This window comes from Actinophytocola sediminis (assembly GCF_054779715.1).
In genome coordinates this window covers 169,623-185,740 of the sequence record NZ_BAAGXS010000010.1, presented here as the reverse complement: position 1 = coordinate 185,740, position 16,118 = coordinate 169,623, and the positions used below count along the sequence as shown (strand labels likewise).

Annotated in this window: 13 protein-coding genes; 6 read left to right on the top strand and 7 right to left on the bottom strand. The window is 71.3% G+C overall.

Annotated elements, in window-relative coordinates:
- The first annotated feature begins 57 nt into the window (after positions 1–57).
- The 4 genes from ACYVIP_RS06790 to ilvD all read left to right on the top strand — a co-directional run bounded on the left by ACYVIP_RS06790 (position 58) and on the right by ilvD (position 8,101).
- On the top strand, positions 58–3,723 hold the full coding sequence (locus ACYVIP_RS06790) for a CARDB domain-containing protein (protein ID WP_460393184.1): 3,666 nt from the start codon (positions 58–60) through the stop codon (positions 3,721–3,723).
- 61 nt (positions 3,724–3,784) lie between these two features.
- On the top strand, positions 3,785–4,897 hold the full coding sequence (locus tag ACYVIP_RS06785) for a chymotrypsin family serine protease (RefSeq protein WP_460393182.1): 1,113 nt from the start codon (positions 3,785–3,787) through the stop codon (positions 4,895–4,897).
- A gap of 83 nt (positions 4,898–4,980) precedes the next feature.
- Positions 4,981–6,381 carry a hypothetical protein gene (locus tag ACYVIP_RS06780; protein WP_460393180.1) on the top strand — a complete coding sequence of 467 codons (1,401 nt, stop codon included), beginning with the start codon at positions 4,981–4,983 and terminating at the stop codon, positions 6,379–6,381.
- Between the two features lie 13 nt (positions 6,382–6,394).
- Positions 6,395–8,101 carry a dihydroxy-acid dehydratase gene (gene ilvD / locus ACYVIP_RS06775; protein WP_460393178.1) on the top strand — a complete coding sequence of 569 codons (1,707 nt, stop codon included), beginning with the start codon at positions 6,395–6,397 and terminating at the stop codon, positions 8,099–8,101.
- A gap of 53 nt (positions 8,102–8,154) precedes the next feature.
- Here ilvD and ACYVIP_RS06770 read toward each other — a convergent pair whose 3' ends face one another.
- Positions 8,155–9,036, bottom strand: coding sequence for a MotE family protein (locus ACYVIP_RS06770; RefSeq protein WP_460393176.1), 882 nt, complete (start codon positions 9,034–9,036; stop codon positions 8,155–8,157).
- A gap of 4 nt (positions 9,037–9,040) precedes the next feature.
- A complete protein-coding gene (locus ACYVIP_RS06765; protein WP_460393174.1) occupies positions 9,041–9,256 on the bottom strand; it encodes a hypothetical protein in 216 nt (71 codons plus the stop codon).
- Positions 9,257–9,361: 105 nt separating this feature from the next.
- On the opposite strand from ACYVIP_RS06765, the gene rfbB reads away from it, so the two are divergent.
- Complete coding sequence (gene rfbB / locus ACYVIP_RS06760) at positions 9,362–10,360, top strand: dTDP-glucose 4,6-dehydratase (RefSeq protein WP_460393172.1); 999 nt, start codon at positions 9,362–9,364, stop codon at positions 10,358–10,360.
- A gap of 94 nt (positions 10,361–10,454) precedes the next feature.
- On the opposite strand, the gene ACYVIP_RS06755 is transcribed toward rfbB, so the two are convergent.
- Entirely contained in the window at positions 10,455–11,414 is a 960-nt protein-coding gene (locus ACYVIP_RS06755) for a J domain-containing protein (protein WP_460393226.1), read from the bottom strand.
- 96 nt (positions 11,415–11,510) lie between these two features.
- Between ACYVIP_RS06755 and ACYVIP_RS06750 the strand changes: the two genes are divergently transcribed.
- The gene (locus ACYVIP_RS06750) at positions 11,511–11,942 is read left to right on the top strand and encodes a DUF3574 domain-containing protein (protein ID WP_460393170.1); all 432 of its coding nucleotides are present in this window, start codon (positions 11,511–11,513) and stop codon (positions 11,940–11,942) included.
- 46 nt (positions 11,943–11,988) lie between these two features.
- On the opposite strand, the gene ACYVIP_RS06745 is transcribed toward ACYVIP_RS06750, so the two are convergent.
- The 4 genes from ACYVIP_RS06745 to ACYVIP_RS06730 all read right to left on the bottom strand — a co-directional run bounded on the left by ACYVIP_RS06745 (position 11,989) and on the right by ACYVIP_RS06730 (position 16,118).
- Entirely contained in the window at positions 11,989–13,308 is a 1,320-nt protein-coding gene (locus ACYVIP_RS06745; protein WP_460393168.1) for an ABC transporter substrate-binding protein, read from the bottom strand.
- Positions 13,309–13,398: 90 nt separating this feature from the next.
- Positions 13,399–14,520 (bottom strand): branched-chain amino acid ABC transporter permease, encoded by a 1,122-nt coding sequence (locus tag ACYVIP_RS06740; RefSeq protein WP_460393166.1) that lies wholly within the window; start codon positions 14,518–14,520, stop codon positions 13,399–13,401.
- Position 14,521: 1 nt separating this feature from the next.
- Positions 14,522–15,400 (bottom strand): branched-chain amino acid ABC transporter permease, encoded by an 879-nt coding sequence (locus ACYVIP_RS06735; RefSeq protein WP_460393164.1) that lies wholly within the window; start codon positions 15,398–15,400, stop codon positions 14,522–14,524.
- Positions 15,401–15,413: 13 nt separating this feature from the next.
- A complete protein-coding gene (locus tag ACYVIP_RS06730) occupies positions 15,414–16,118 on the bottom strand; it encodes an ABC transporter ATP-binding protein (RefSeq protein ID WP_460393162.1) in 705 nt (234 codons plus the stop codon).

The following is a 16,118-nucleotide window of genomic DNA, read 5'->3' as shown; positions in this document are numbered from 1 at the left end:
CAACTTCGGGCCGGTGTCCTTCCCCTGCCTGCTCGTCACAAATGAACAGAGGACACCATGGAACGGAAGCAGCCCCGGTGGCGGCTGATCACCGGCCTACTCACGGCCGCTCTGCTCGTCCCAGGACTCCTGCCGAGCGCCGCGGTCGCGGCCGGCGGACCGCCCCCGACCGCCCCCGACCAGCCGCCCCCGGCGCGCGTGGTCGTGGACTCGACCCTCTCGGCCAGCAGCGCGCTGCCCGAGTACCCCGTCGGCAACGCCGGCGACGGCGACCAGAACACCTACTGGGAGAGCGCCAACAACGCCTTCCCCCAGTGGATCCAGGCCGACCTCGGCAGCGCGGTGCGCGTGAACCGGGTCGTGCTGAGGCTGCCGGCCTCGTGGGGCGCGCGCACCCAGACCATGACCGTGCAGGCGAGCACGACCGGCACCGCGTTCACCACCGTGGCCGCCAGTACCGGCCACCAGTTCACCCCCGGCGCGGCCAACACCGTCGCGATCCCGTTCACCGCGACCACCGCCCGCTACCTGCGACTGACGGTCACCGCCAACACCGGCTGGCCGGCCGCGCAGGTCGCCGAGTTCGAGGTGCACGGCCCGGACTCCGGTGACTCGCGCCCGCCCAGCGCGCCCGCCGGCCTGACCTACACCGAGCCGGCCGGGCAGATCCGGCTGAGTTGGACCGCGGCCACCGACGACGTCGGGGTCAGCGCCTATGCCGTGTACCGGAACAACGCGCTGGTGACCACCGTGCCGGGCACGGTGACCAGCCACGCCGAGACCCAGCCGGCGGCCGCGACCGTCGAGTACTTCGTGCGCGCCCGCGACGCCGCCGGCAACGAGTCGGCCGACAGCAACCGGGTGACCAGGGTCGGCAGCGGCCAGGAGGCGGCGAACCTGGCCACCGGCAAGCCGATCGAGGCCTCCTCGACCGTGCACGACTTCGTCGCCCGCAACGCCAACGACAGTGACCTGGCCTCCTACTGGGAGTCCGCCGCCGGCTATCCCTCGACGCTCACCGTGAAGCTGGGCGCCAACGCCGACGTCACCTCGGTCGTGGTCAAGCTCAACCCGGACCCGATCTGGGGCCAGCGCACGCAGAACTTCGAGGTGCTCGGCCGCGAGCAGGGGGCAACGGAGTTCACCGCGCTGTCCGGCCGGGCCGACCACGTGTTCAACCCGGCCACCAACCAGAACGCGGTGACCCTGCCGGTCAACGGCCGGGTCGCCGACGTGGCGTTGCGGTTCTTCGCCAACTCCGGCGCCCCCGGCGGGCAGGTGGCCGAGTTCCAGGTCCTCGGCACCCCGGCGCCCAACCCCGACCTGACCGTCACCGCGATGTCCTGGACGCCGACCGCGCCCGACGAGGCCAGCCAGATCTCGTTGTCGGCCACCGTGCGCAACGTGGGCAGCGCGCCCGCGCCGGCCACCACGGTCAACTTCGGCCTCGGCGGCTCGCTCGCCGGCAACGCGCCGGTGGCCCCGCTGGCCGCCGGCGCGTCGGCGACGGTGTCGGTCGACGCGGGCACGCTCGCGGAGGGCAGCTACGCCGTATCGTCCACAGTGGACCCGTCGAACACGGTTGCGGAACAGGACGACGCCAACAACGCCTTCACCGCGCCAACCCCGCTGGTGGTCAGCCAGGCGGCCGGGCCGGACCTGCGGGTCACCGGCGTCACCTCCACCCCGGCCAACCCGGCGGTCGGCGCCCGGGTCTCGTTCGTCGTCGCGGTGGACAACCGGGGCACCTCGGCGGCGGCCGCGTCGGTGACCAGGCTGGTCGTCGGCACCTCCACGTTCGACACGGCCACCCCGGCGATCGCGGCCGGCGCCACCACGAGCGTCGCGGTCGACGGCACCTGGACGGCGACCACCGGCGGCGCCACGATCACCGCGCGGGCCGACGCGACCAACACGGTCGCCGAGACCAACGAGAGCAACAACGTGGCGTCGCGGTCGATCGTGGTCGGGCGGGGGGCGGCGGTCCCGTACGTCGAGTACGAGGCCGAGGCCGCACAGCACAACGGCACGCTGTTGACCGCCGACCCGCTGCGCACCTTCGGGCACACCAACTTCGCCACCGAGTCCTCCGGCCGGCAGTCGGTCCGGCTGACCACCACCGGTCAGTTCGTGGAGTTCACCTCCGCCAACGAGTCGAACTCCATCGTGGTGCGCAACTCGGTGCCCGACGCGGCCGGCGGCGGCGGTGCCGAGCACACGATCAGCCTGTACATCAACGGCACCTTCGACCGGAAGCTGACGCTCTCGTCGCGGCACAGCTGGCTGTACGGCACCACCGACGACCCGGAAGGGCTGACGAACACCCCGCAGGCCGACGCGCGCCGGCTGTTCGACGAGTCGCACGCGCTGCTGTCCCGGTCCTACCCGGCCGGCACGAAGTTCCGGCTGCAGCGCGACTCCGGGGACAACGCGGCGTTCCAGATCATCGACCTGATCGACCTCGAACAGGTCGCACCCGCACTGTCCAAACCGGCCGACTGCACGTCCATCACCGAGTACGGCGCGGTGCCGAACGACGGCGGGGACGACACCGCCGCGCTCCAGCGGGCGGTGACCGACGACCAGAACGGCGTGATCTCCTGTGTCTGGATCCCGGCCGGGCAGTGGCGCCAGGAGCAGAAGATCCTGACCGACGACCCGGACAACAACGGGCAGTACAACCAGATCGGGATCAGCGACGTCACCATCCGCGGCGCCGGGATGTGGCACTCGCAGCTGTACACGCTGACCCAGCCGCAGGACGCGGGCGGCATCAACCACCCGCACGAGGGCAACTTCGGCTTCGACATCGACCGGAACACCCAGATCTCCGACATCGCGATCTTCGGCTCCGGCCGGATCCGCGGCGGCGGGGGAGCCGAGGGCGGGGTCGGCCTCAACGGCCGGTTCGGCACCGGCACGAAGATCAGCAACGTGTGGCTCGAGCACGCGAACGTCGGGGTGTGGGTCGGCCGGGACTACGACAACATCCCGGCGCTGTGGGGTCCGGCCGACGGCCTGGAGTTCACCGGCATGCGCATCCGCAACACCTACGCCGACGGCATCAACTTCAGCAACGGCACCAGGAACTCGCGGGTGTTCAACTCCTCGTTCCGCACCACCGGCGACGACTCGCTCGCGGTGTGGGCCAACCGGTATGTCAAGGACCCGAACGTCGACATCGGACACGACAACGAGTTCGTCAACAACACCATCCAACTGCCGTGGCGGGCCAACGGAATCGCGATCTACGGCGGCTACGGCAACAAGATCGAGAACAACCTGATCGCGGACACGATGAACTACCCCGGCATCATGCTGGCCACCGACCACGACCCACTGCCGTTCTCGGGTCAGACGTTGATCGCCAACAACGGGCTCTACCGGTGCGGGGGCGTGTTCTGGGGCGAGCAACAGGAGTTCGGGGCGATCACGTTCTTCGCGCAGGGCAGGGACATTCCCGGCGTGACGGTACGCGACACCGAGATCTACGACTCGACCTACGACGGCATCCAGTTCAAGACCGGTGGCGGCGTCATCCCGGACGTGGCGATCTCGAACGTGCGGATCGACGACTCCAACAACGGTGCCGGGGTGCTCGCCATGAGCGGCGCGCGCGGCAGCGCGACGCTGACGAACGTGACCATCACCAACTCGGCCGACGGCGACATCGTCGTCCAACCGGGGTCGCAGTTCGTCATCAACGGAGGTCTGGACCAATAGCTGGTCTGGACCATAGACTGGCGTGCGGTCCGTAGTCAGATGAACACGGAGAGGTCGTGTCATGAGGGCAGTACGCCGGGGAATCGCGATGATGGCCACCGCGGTGGGCACCGCCAGCATGCTGGTCGTGCCCACCGCGGCGGCCGAAGTGGACAGTGTGCGCCCGAGCGTGGACCCGATGGTGGCCCAACAGCCACTCATCCGGGCCGCGGACATCGTCTCCGCGCAGGTGCGCGCCGGCCACGACGCCGGCTTCGCGGGCATCGTGCTCGAGGACGACCACGTCGACCTCTGGTGGAAGGGCGCGGTCCCCGCGGGCGTCACCGCCGCGGTCGAGCGGGCGGGCGCCGAGGCCACGGTGGAGATCGAGCCGGCACGGTTCTCCAACGCCGAGCTGCGCGCGGCGGCCAGACGGATCGAGGCCGTCCGCGGCCCGGCGGTCCACGCGATCAAGCTCCCCGCCGACGGCAGTGGCCTGGTGCTGGGCACCACCTCGGCGGCGGCGACCCGCTCGCTGGCCTCGGTGGCGGACGTGCCGGTGCGCACCGTGGTGGAGGAGCCGCTGGTCCCGGTGTCGCGGCAGAACGACGCCCCGCCGTGGAAGGGCGGCGCGACCATCGTGCTCGGCAACGCCGCCTGCACGTCGGGCTTCTCCGTGCGCAACGGCGCGAACCAGCGGTTCCTGCTGACCGCGGGCCACTGCGGCAACCCCGGCGTGCGGGTGACCGACCCGACGGGGGAGTTCATCGGCAACGCGGGCGCCAAGCACAGTGACCACGACATCATGCTGATCCCGACCGGCAACGTGGTGAACCAGCAGTACGTCGGCGGCGGGGACAGCAACAGCACCGAGATCGTGCGCGGCTGGGGCGATGTCTACACCGGCGAGATCCTGTGCCAGTCCGGCGTGACCAGTGCCCGGGAGACCGGCAACCCGGTGTGCAACATCAAGGTGCTGTTCTTCTACGCCGACCGGGAGGACCTGGTCGAGGGTGAGCAGCAGAACGGCCAGCAGGCCGCCCGCCCGGGCGACAGCGGCGGCCCGGTCTACGGCCCGGCGTCGGGCGGTGGCGTGATCGCCAAGGGCACGGTCACCCGGGTCGCCGGCGCCCGGATCGGCTTCCAGGACTTCCGCACCGCCGACCGCGACTTCGGGGTCTACATCCCGCTCTGATCCCCGCTGGCGAAACACGTCTGGTGAAACACATTCCCGATGTGTACCGTCCGGCTCATCCCGCCGTCGACGTTGGGAGAGCCGTGCGTACCCGGATTCGTTACGCCGTCACCGTCCTGCTCGCCGCCGCCGCCCTCGTCCCGGGGGCGGCGGCGCGCGCGGAGCACCCGCTGCCGATCGTGTTCGTCCACGGCAACTCCGGTTCGGTGGCCCAGTTCGCGACCCAGTTCCAGCGCTTCGCCGGCAACGGGTACCCCCAGCACCTGCTGTACGCCTACGAGTACGACTCCAGCGTGCCGGACAACACCGCGGCCGTGGCCGGCCTCGGTCCGTTCATCGACACGGTGCTCGCCCGCACCGGCGCCGAGCGGGTGCTGCTGGCCGCGCACTCCCGGGGCACCGCCGTCAGCCACGCCTGGCTCGCCGACCCGGCCAACGCCGCCGAGGTCGCCAAGTACGTCAACCTCGACGGCCGTAGCCTGGACAGCCAGCCCGGCGGCGTGCCGACACTGGCGGTGTGGGGCGAGTGGCAGTCGCCGCCGGACCCGGTGCTCGGCGTCGTCGGGTCCATCGGCGGCGCGCGCAACGTCTACCACCGCGACCTCGCGCACACCGAGACCGTGAGCTCGCCGAGGACCTTCGCCGAGATCCACCGCTTCTGGTTCGGCCGGGCGCCGGCGACCACCGAGGTCGTGCCGGAGCCGCCGGGCCGGGTCGAGGTCGCCGGCCGGGTCGTGCTGTTCCCGCAGAACGTCGGCTACGCCGGGACCAGGCTCGACGTGTGGCCCGTCGACGCCGCGACCGGGCAGCGGCGTGGCGCGCACCCGGCGGCCAGCTACCCGATCGACCAGACCGGCGAGTTCGGCCCGCTGCGGGTGAACGGCCGGCAGACCCACGAGTTCGCGGTCACCCGCGAGGACGGCTCGGTGCACCACTTCTACCAGCAGCGGTTCCTCCGCGACGACTACTTCCTGCGGCTGAACACCGGCCGGCCGGGCGAGGGACTGGAGGCCTACACCAAGCAGGATCCCCGGCACGTCAACCTGACCATCGTCCGCGGCCGGGAGCTGTGGGGCGACCAGCCGGTGAGCGACGTGCTGACCGTGGACCGGCTGGGCGACGACACCCCGCCGCTGAACGTGCTCACCCCCGGCGTCGCGCCCAGGACGAGTCCCGGCGGTGTCGGCGGCAACACCGGCGAGGTGAACGCGCTGTTCCTCACCGACGTCGGCGACCGGACCGCCACCGGCTACGCCGACCCCGACCAGGCCACCGGCCTGGACAAGCACCAGCTGTTCCCCTTCGACAACCTGACCTTCCTGGCCGCGGCCGACGTGTGGGTGCCCGCGGACCCGGCGGCCCGCGCGCCGGTGCGGCTGGCCATGGCCCACCGCGGCGGGCGGGTCCCCGAGGTGGTCACCGTGCCGAGCTGGCCATCGTCCCAACACCGGATTAGCGTGGCGTTCAAGGACTACGTTCCCTAGCGAGGGAGTCGGCATGGACCAGCGGCACCGTTCTCGGTCTCTTGTGGAGGGTCCGGCCAGAGCCGCGGCCAGGTCCTACCTCAAGGGCATGGGGATCTACGACGACGCGGCGCTGAGCAAACCGTTCGTCGGCGTCGCGCACTGCTGGACCGAGACCATGCCGTGCAACCTCAACCACCGCGCGCTCGCCGCGTCCACAAAGGACGGTGTGCTGGCCGGCGGCGGCACGCCCATGGAGATCAACACGATCGCGATCTCCGACGGGATCACCATGGGCACCCCGGGAATGCGCACCTCGCTGGTCTCCAGGGAGGTCATCGCCGACTCCATCGAGCTGGTCGCGCGCGGGCACTGTTTCGACGCGCTGGTCGGCATCGCCGGCTGTGACAAGACGATCCCGGCCGCGGTGATGGCGATGGCGCGGGTCGACGTGCCCAGCGTGCTGCTCTACAGCGGGTCGATCCGGCCAGGCTGCTGGCGCGAGCGGGACGTGACCGTGCAGGACGTGTTCGAGGCGATCGGCGCGCACTCGGCCGGCCTGCTGTCCGACGCGGAGCTGGAGGAGCTGGCCGAGGCCGCCTCACCGGGCTTCGGCGCCTGCGGCGGGCAGTTCACCGCGAACACGATGGCGATGGTGTTCGAGGTGATGGGCATCAGCCCGCTCGGCTCGGCGATGGTGCCGGCCCAGGACCGAGACAAGGGCGACGTGGCGCGCGCCACGGGCGAGCTGGCGATGCGGGTGCTGGCCGACGACCTCCGCCCACACGATCTGATCACCCGGGCCTCGATCCGCAACGCCATGGTCGCGGTCGCCGCGTCCGGCGGGTCGACCAACGCGGTGCTGCACCTGCTCGCGGTGGCCGCCGAGATGGGCGTCGAGGTCACCATCGACGACATGGACGAGATCAGCGCCAAGACGCCGCTGATCTGCGACCTCAAGCCGGGCGGCCGGTTCGTGGCCACCGACCTGTACGCCGCGGGCGGGGTGCCGCTGCTGGTGCGCAGGCTGGTCGAGGGCGGGCTGCTGGACCCCGACGTGCCGACGGTCACCGGCGTGTCCCTCGGCGATGCCGCGCGGCAGGCGCCGGAAACCCCCGGCCAGGAGGTGATCCGGCCGCTGGACCGCCCGCTCAAGCCGACCGGCGGGCTGGCGATCCTGCGCGGCAACCTCGCCCCGGACGGCTCGGTGGTGAAGCTGTCGGGCCACGAGCGGCTCTGGCACCGGGGGCCGGCGCGGGTGTTCGACGGCGAGGAGGCGGCGATGGCCGCGGTGCTCGGCGGCCGGGTGCGCCCCGGCGACGTGCTGGTGATCCGCGGCGAGGGGCCGGCAGGCGGGCCGGGCATGCGCGAGATGCTCTCGGTCACCGGCGCGCTGCAGGGCGCGGGCCTCGGCGAGGACGTCGCGCTGATCACCGACGGCCGGTTCAGCGGGGCGACCCGCGGCTTCATGGCCGGCCACGTCGCGCCGGAGGCGGTGCGCGGCGGCCCGATCGCCGCGGTGGCCGACGGTGACCAGGTGACCATCGACGTGACCGCCCGGCGGATCGACGTCGACCTGCCGCCGGCGGAGATCGCCCAGCGGGTCGCGGCGTGGCGCCCGGCGCCCAACCCGTTCCGCACCGGCGCCCTGGCCAAGTACGAGGCGCAGGTCGGCAGCGCGAGTACCGGCGCGACCACCAACCCCGCGTTGCCTGCCCCATCGGCTGCGGCTGGTCGCTGAGCTGGTCGTACTCGGCCAACGCCGGCAGGTCCAGCATCAAAACTCCGCGCTGCCTACCCCATCGGCCGCAGCAGGTCGCTGAGCTGGTCGTACTCGGCCAACGCCGGCAGGGCCAGCACCCGCCGCCTGGCCGCCTCGGTCATCGCGGCCACCGCCACCCGCACCTCGGCGATCGCGCCGTCGGCGACGGCGGTGCGCAACAGCGTGGTCAGCGTCTGGTCGTCGGCCTCGGCGGCGTAGCCGGCCAGCCGCTCGCGCAGCCGGGTATCGGTCAGCCGGGCGAGCATCGACAGCGCGGCCGAGCGCAGGTCGGGCGGCCCGGCCAGCGCGCGGTGCACTATGCCGCGCAGCCGGTCGGGCGGGAGCACCTTGACCGTCTGGGTGAGCTGGTCGTCGGACTCGGCGTAGAAGCCGATCCGCAGCAGCGCCTCGTCGGAGATCACGGTGGCCACGTCGCGCACCAGCCACGCGGTCGCCGCGTCCAGCAGGTGCCCGAGGGTGATGTACTCGCCGCGGACGACCAGCTCCAGCACCACCGCGGCGGCCCGGTCGGGTTGCATGCGGCTGATCAGCGGCGCCGCCCGGCGCGGGTCCAGGTGCGCCGCGGCGCGGGCGAGGTAGTCCACCGGCATCCGGTCGGCCATGTCCGCCGCGCGCTCGGGTGCCATCTCGCCGGCGACCCTGGCGGCCAGCATCGGGGTGAACGCGCGCAGCGCGATCCGCACGTTCACCGGCATCGGCAGCATCCTGGTGATGGCCGCGACCCGCTGGAAGGCGGTCCGGTGCTCGTCGTAGAGGGCGGCGGCAACGCGTTCGCGCAGCCGGCGGAGCTGGTGGTGGTCCAGGGCGGCTGCGAAGCCCATGTTCTCCGGCGTGGTGTCCAGCGTCCTGGCCAGCTTGCTCAGCTCGGCCTTTCTCGCCAGGTCGGCTGCCATCCGCTCAGCGACCCACGAATCTGGCGATGCTGGCGCGGACCAGCGTCGGCATCTGGCGCATCGCCTCGTCGGTGGCCGCCGCGAGCGCGCGTGCCTGGCGTCTGCGCGCGGTGAGCAGGGCGTCCTGCAGCTCGGCCAGGTCACGCTCGGACAGCCCGTCCAGCACCCCGGCGTCCGCGGCCAGCCACCGCCGCAGCGCATCCTGTAAATCGCCACGCATCCCAAGACTTTGTCATGCTTCGGGGGTGTTCCGACACCCGGACCTGCCCGCCGGCCGAGGGCTCCGGCGGATACTGCTCTACCGTTCCAAGTACGATCTGGCCTCATGACGCGCATGCTCGTGACCGGCGGAGCCGGATTCATCGGCTCCAACTTCGTGCACTACACGCTCAGGCAGCATCCCGAGTACGAGATCTGCGTGCTGGACTCGCTGACCTACGCGGGGCACCGGGAGAGCCTGGCGCCCGCCGCGAACAACATCGAGTTCGTCGAGGGCGACGTCTGCGACGTCGAGCTGGTCGACCGGCTGATGTCCAGGGCCGACGTGGTCGTGCACTTCGCCGCCGAGTCGCACGTCGACCGGTCGCTGCACGACCCGGAGCCGTTCATCCGCACCAACATCACCGGGACCTACATCCTGCTGGAGGCGGCGCGCAAGTACGAGGTGCGCTTCCACCACATCTCCACCGACGAGGTGTTCGGCGAGCTGCCGCTGGACTCGACGGACAAGTTCACCGAGGAGACGCCCTACAACCCGTCGAGCCCGTACTCGGCGAGCAAGGCGAGTTCGGACACCCTGGTGCGCGCCTGGGTCCGCTCGTTCGGCGTGGCGGCGACCCTGTCCAACTGTGCCAACAACTACGGGCCGTTCCAGCACGTGGAGAAGTTCATCCCCCGGCAGATCACCAACGTGCTGCTCGGCGACCGGCCGAAGCTGTACGGCGACGGCGAGAACATCCGCGAGTGGACGCACGTGGACGACCACAACGCCGCGGTGCACCTCATCGTGTCGCGCGGGCGGATCGGCGAGACCTACCTGATCGGCTCGGCCGACGAGTGCAGCAACAAGGACATCCTGGAGACCACCCTGGAGCTGATGTACCAGGACCGGGACGCCTACGACCGGGTGCCCGACCGCCCTGGCCACGACCTGCGCTACGCGAACGACTCCACCAAGATCCGCACCGAGCTTGGCTGGGAGCCGGTCTACGCCGACCTGCGCGCGGGCCTGGCCCAGACGATCGACTGGTACCGGCACAACGAGTGGTGGTGGAAGCCCCAGAAGGAGGGCACCGAGGCCACCTACCGCGTCCTCGGCCGCTAGCCACTCCCTCCTCCTCGCCACGCAGCGAAGGGTCCCTTCGCTGCGTCCAGTGCAGTGAAGGGACCCTTCGCTGCGGTCGGTCAGGGGACCGGGGTCACGTGATGACCTGGTGGGCTAGGGTCGCTAGGGCGGTGGGGTCGACTGTGGTGGGGGTGGCGGCCAGCCAGTGGCCGATCTCGTGGACGAAGCGTTCGGGGTCCATGGGTTGGACCGGGGCGGCGCTGTCGGCCACGGTGATGGCGCCCGGTCTGCTCGGGTAGAGCAGCAGCACGCCACGCACCTCGACCCAGGGCAGTAGCGCCCGGTAGCCGGCCAGCCGGTCGGCGAGCACCGAGGTGCCGCCGCGGAAGCGGTGGCCGTTGCGCCACAACGCGTCGTCCTCGTCGGTGCGGTAGTGCCCCGGCAGCCACACCTTCGACTCGATCAGCACCAGCCGCCGCCCGCACAGCACGGCGTGGTCGATGTCGGCGAACACCGAGCCGACCTCGCCCGCGAGCCCGTGGCAGATCCGCACGGCCGGGATCCTGGTGAGGTAGCGGTCGAGCAGCTCGGCGGTGAGCCGCTGGCCGGCCTCGTCCGGCTCGGTGCCCGGGCTGCCGAACACCGTGCGCTCGCCGAGGTCGTCCAGGAACTCCCGGTCGGCGCGCGCGGACCCGCTCAGCCGCCTGGCCAACACCAGCATCCAGCCGACCATCGCGGCCTTGGGGGACCGCCGGGCCGACCGGTCAAGCACCTCGTCCCACCACGGGATGGTGCCGCGGTCGATCGTGGGCAGCATCGGCGGGAAACTCGCCCGCCGGGGCGAGGGCGGCTCGTAGTCGTCCGGCTCGTAGTCGTCCGGCTCGTCGTCGTCGTAGTCGCCGTTGTCGTAGCTCTCGCGCAGTTCGGGGTCGCTGAGCGTGTCGTAGGCCTCGCGCAGCAGGCGGAACGTGCCGGCGGTGCCCCCGGCGTCGGGATGCATCACCTTGGCGAGGGTCCGGTAGGCCGACCTGATCTCGGTGGCGGATGCGCCTGGTGGCACGCCGAGCAGTTCGTAGTAGTCGACCTCGTGCACGCACACCGCCGTTTCTCCGTCTGGCCAAGGCAGAGAGAGATTATGGCGGCACGTCCACGGAGTGGAACCGCTGTCCCCGGATAGTTGAATGACGCCATGACGACACGACGTACCACGATCGCTGCCCTGTCCGCCGCGTTGCTGCTCGGCCTGACCTCCGCCGGCACCGCCGCGTCGGCGGTCCCGGCTGGCCCGGCGCACGGCGGCCAGGGCCCCGGCGAGCCCTACAAGCGCACCGAGCTGTACTTCGGCGGCAACCGGCCGGACGGCAGCGAGATCACCCCGGCGGAGTTCGAGCTGTTCCTGGACAAGGAGGTCACCCCCGCGTTCCCGGACGGACTGACCTGGCTGGAGGCGCACGGACAGTGGATGGGCGGCAAGGAGGACTCCTACCAGCTGATCATCCTGTACCCGCTGGCCGACCGGGGCGCCAACGGCGAGCTGGAGGAGATCCGCGAGGACTACAAGGCCCAGTTCGAGCAGCAGTCGGTGCTGCGCGCGGACAGCACCGACCGGGTCTCCTTCTGAGCAGGACTCGGCCGGCGGCGCCCACCGCCGGCCGAGTCGGGGTCGTTCAGGCGGCCGGCTGGTCGGGAATCCCGTTCTCCGGTGGGGCGTCGGACGCGGCGGAGGCGTCCTCCTCGATCGGCGCGTCACCGATGTCGGTGACCAGCACCGGGGTCAGCTCCTGGCCGATCCCGCCCTTGAGCTCGACCACCTGCATGCCCGAGATGCCCATGTGGCTGTCGGCGGTGAACCGGAACGGCGCGAGCCCGGGGCCCTCGAAGTCCGCGCCGGCCTTCTCGATCGCCGCCACGATGCCCTCCCTGGTCGGGTTCTCCCCGGCGGCCTGCAGCGCCTGGACGAACGTGTACGCCTGGGACATGCCGTAGACCCGGTAGTTCGTCAGCTCGCCCTCGGCGCCGTGCTCGTCCCAGACCCGCTGCCACAGCTTCATCCACGGGTCGTCGGGCACGTCGGTGCCCGGGATGTACTCGGTGGTGATCACGCCGTCGAGCAGCTGGGTGCCGTCGGTCACCGCGCCCTCGGAGAACCTGGCCAGCAGCGAGCCGACCAGGGCCGGGTCGGCGCCGACGTTGCTGTAGATCCACTTCGCCTTATAGCCCAGCCGCAGCGCGACCAGCTGGCTGAGCGCGGTGTAGGAGGGCGTGTTGAACCCGATGACCAGGTCCGCGCCGGAGGCCTGCAGCGCGGCCAGCTGCGGGGCGACGTCGGTGTTGCCGGTCTGGTACTTCTGCACCTCGACGATCTGGTCGTCCACGAACTGGCGAACGCCCTGCTCGCCGTCCCGGCCGAGGTCGTCGTCCTGCAGGAACAGCGCGATCTTGGCGTCGGGCAGGTTCTCCGCGACCCACTGGCCGATGATCTTGCCCTCGATCTCGTAGTCGGGCTGCCAGCCGAAGGTGAACGGGTTCTTCTCCGGCTGGTCGCCCCACTGCAGCGAGCCGGAGGAGACGAACAGGTCGGGCACCTGCTCACCGTTGAGGAAGTCGATCACCGCGCCGTGGGTCGGCGTGCCCAGCCCGCCGACCATCGCGAAGATCTCCTCGTTGAGCACCAGCTCGTTGGTCACCTGGCTGGTGTTGGTCGGGTTGTAGGCGTCGTCGCGGACCAGGAACTCGATCTGGCGGCCGTTGACGCCGCCGTTGGCGTTGACGAAGTCGTAGTAGGCCTGGTGCCCGCTGGGGATCTCGCTGTAGCCGGGCGCGGCCACGCCGGTCAGCGGAAAGTGCCCGCCGATCTTGATGCTGTCCTCGGTGATGCCGACCGTCGAGCCTTCCGACGGGGTGTCCTGGCGTTCCTCACCCGCCCCGCACGCCGCGAGTAACGCCCCGGCGGCGAGCAGCGCGGTGACCCGCGTGGTGTGCCTCATGGCTCATGCCTCCAGATCTGTGCTTGCTGACTGGTCTGTGCTTCTGATGCCCTGAATGAGGCATTCAGGACGTTCACCGTCCCCAATGCCTCATTCAGGGCTTGCTGACGGGGCAGGCCCTCGGCGGCGGCCGGCGGCCCGGATGCCGCCGACGATCCCGGCCGGGGCGAACATCACGACGAGCATGGTGACCAGGCCGTAGATCAGCGGCGCCAGCTCGGCGGCGCGTACGTCGCTCAGCCCGAGGTCCTGCCCCCAGCCGGTGACCAGCTGGGGCAGGAAGGCCAGCAGCGCCGCGCCGATCAGCGCCCCGGTGAGGCTGCCGAGTCCACCCAGGACGATCGCGGACAGCAGCAGCAGCGACAGGGTGAGGGTGAACCCGCTCGGCGCGGCGATCCGGGCGCTGAGCGCCAACAGCCCGCCGGCCAGGCCCGCGCAGGTGGCGCTGACCACGAAGGCGAGCACCCGTGCGCGGCCGAGGTCGATCCCGGCCAGCTCGGCGGCGACCTCGTGGTCGCGCACCGCCCGCCAGGTGCGCCCGACCCGGCCGCGGGCCAGGTTGGCCAGCAGCACGAACGTGACGATCAGGCACAGCCAGCCCAGGTAGGCCAGGTAGCGGCTGCTGCTCATGTCCTGTCCGGTCACGAAGAACACCGCGTCGGCGAACCAGTCGGGGATCTGCGGGACCCGCACGGTCAGGCCCTGTTCGCCGCCGAAGGTCTCGCTGAAGTACACCGGGATGCCGGGGACCGCGACCGCCAGCGCCAGCGTCGCGCCGGCGAGGTACGGGCCGTGCAGTCGCGCGGCGGCGACCCCGACCAGCGCGCCCGCGAGCAGCGTCACCGCGGCGGCCGCGAGCAGGATCAGCGGCAACGGCAGCGGGTCCTCGCCCCGCAGCAGCAGCGCCGCGGTGTAGGCGCCGATCGCCATGAAAGCGCCGTGCCCCAAGGAGATCTGCCCGTTGAGTCCGATGAGGATGGTCAGCCCGCCGGCCGCGATGCCGTAGTAGGCCATCGCGGCGAACTGCGCGTTGCGGAACTGGCCGGAGCTCTCCAGCACCACCACGACCACCACCAGCCCGAGCACGGCGAGGGTGAGGTGGCGGCGCAGCGTGGTCGTGCCGATGACCCGGTCGACCAGCGAGCGCCTGCCCGGCGACGAGCGTGGCCCGCGCGCGCCGGTCGTGGTTTCGGTCTCCGCTTCGGTCGACATGTCACACCCTCCGCGCACGGACGTGGGAGAACAGCCCGCCTGGGCGGACCAGCAGCACCGCCATCAGGATCACCAGCGAGGCCAGCGGCACCAGCTCGGAGCCGACATACCCGCTGACCAGGCTCAGCGACAGCCCCAGGATCAGCCCGCCGGCCACCGCGCCGGGCGGGCTCTCCAGCCCGCCGAGCACCGCCGCGACGAACCCGTACACCACCACACCGTCCATATAGGACGGATGGACCAGTCCGCCGCCGGCGATCAGCAGCCCCGACAGCGACCCGACCAACGCCGCCAACGCCCAGCCAAGGGTCAGCATCCGCCCGACCCGCACCCCGAGCAGCCGGGAGATCTCCTGGTCGAACGCCGCCGCGCGCATCTTCAGCCCGACGTTGGTGCCCCGGAACAGCAACACCAGCAACCCCATCACCACGACCACCGAGACGATGGTGAACACCCCGAACCCGGTGAGCGCGATCGTGGTGTCCCCGACCTGGAACCCGCGCAGCCCGAACGGCGCGGGGAAGGACCGGTAGCGCGAGCCGAAGATCAGCGCGGCGAGCGCGTGGATCACGATGAACAGCCCGAGGGTCAGGATGACCGCGTTGATCTCCGACTTGCCGACCATGTGCCGGATGACCAACCGTTCCACCAGCGCGCCGAGCAGCAGCCCGGAGGCCAGCGCGACGGCGAAGCCGAGCCAGTAGGAGAAGCCGGCGTCGATGAGCACCAGCGCGATGTAGGTGGTGATCATCGCCATCGGTGCCTGGGCGAAGTTCACGATCCTGGTCGCCCGCCAGATCAGCACCAGGGCCAGGGCGAAGGCGGCATAGACCATGCCGAGGGTGAGTCCGGTGAGGACGGTCGTGGTCAGCTGCTGCACGGGTGCTCCCTGCTCAGAATCCGAGGTAGGCGTGGCGGAGCTGTTCGTCCCTGGCCAGTGCCGAGGCCGTGTCGGTCACCACCAGCCGGCCGAGGTTGAGCACGACCCCCCGGTCGGCGATGGACAGCGCGCTGCGGGCGTTCTGCTCGACCAGCACGACGGTCAGCTCGTCGGTGGCCACGAGCGTCTGCAGCAGGTCGAAGATCTGCACCACGATGCGCGGCGCGAGCCCCAGCGACGGCTCGTCGAGCAGCAGCACGGTCGGCTCGGCCATCAACGCCCGCGCGATCACCAGCATCTGCCGCTCGCCGCCGGAGAGCACGTGCGCGGACTGGCGCCGCCGCTTGGCCAGCGCGGGGAACAGCGTGTACGCGCGGTCGAGGTCCTCGGCACCGACCCGGTTGACCCGGACCAGCCGACCGAGGCGCAGGTTCTCCTCCACGGTCAGCTCGGTGATCACCCCTCGGCCCTCTGGCACGTGGGCGAGTCCGAGCCGGGCCATCCGCTCGGTCGGCACGGTGGTCAGGTCGACCTCGCCGAGCCGCGCGCTGCCCCTGCTTGGCCGGATCAGCCCGGAGATGGTGCGCAGCAACGTGGTCTTGCCCGCGCCGTTCGCGCCCAGCACGGCGGTGATCTGGCCCGTCGGCGCGGTGAAGCTCACCCCGTCCAGCGCGGTCACCGGGCCGTAGCCGGCGGTCAGGTCCGTGATGGTCAGCAT